This is a genomic window from Pseudomonas reactans, assembly GCF_013387025.1.
In the GTDB taxonomy this organism is placed as follows: domain Bacteria; phylum Pseudomonadota; class Gammaproteobacteria; order Pseudomonadales; family Pseudomonadaceae; genus Aquipseudomonas; species Aquipseudomonas reactans.
On the sequence record NZ_JACAQP010000087.1, the window covers coordinates 1 to 320 of the forward strand.

The 320-nt window shown below is 44.7% G+C and carries 1 protein-coding gene; it reads left to right on the forward strand.

Going from position 1 to position 320, the window contains the following annotated elements:
* Positions 1-35: 35 nt before the first annotated feature.
* On the forward strand, positions 36-320 hold a 285-nt coding region (locus tag HX793_RS32145; protein WP_218646211.1), incomplete at its 3' end, for a hypothetical protein.

Genomic DNA, 320 nt, shown 5'->3' on the forward strand with positions numbered 1-320 from the left:
CTCCGACCTGCTAGACTGAAGTTGGGGAAAAGCCGTTGGCTGGACCCGAAATTGTAGCACAGACTGAAGAAAAGATCAAACTGATACGCGAAAATTTGAAGGTAGCTCAGAATAGACAGAAACAGTACGCAGACAAACGGGTGAAACCGATAGAATTCCAAGTAGGAGATATGGTAATGCTCAAAGTATCCCCTTGGAAAGGCTTAATTCGTTTTGGGAAGAAAGGGAAGTTGAGTCCTCGCTTTATTGGACCTTTCCGTATATCCCAAAGAGTTGGAGCCGTGGCGTATAGATTGGAGTTACCTGATGAACTTCATGGT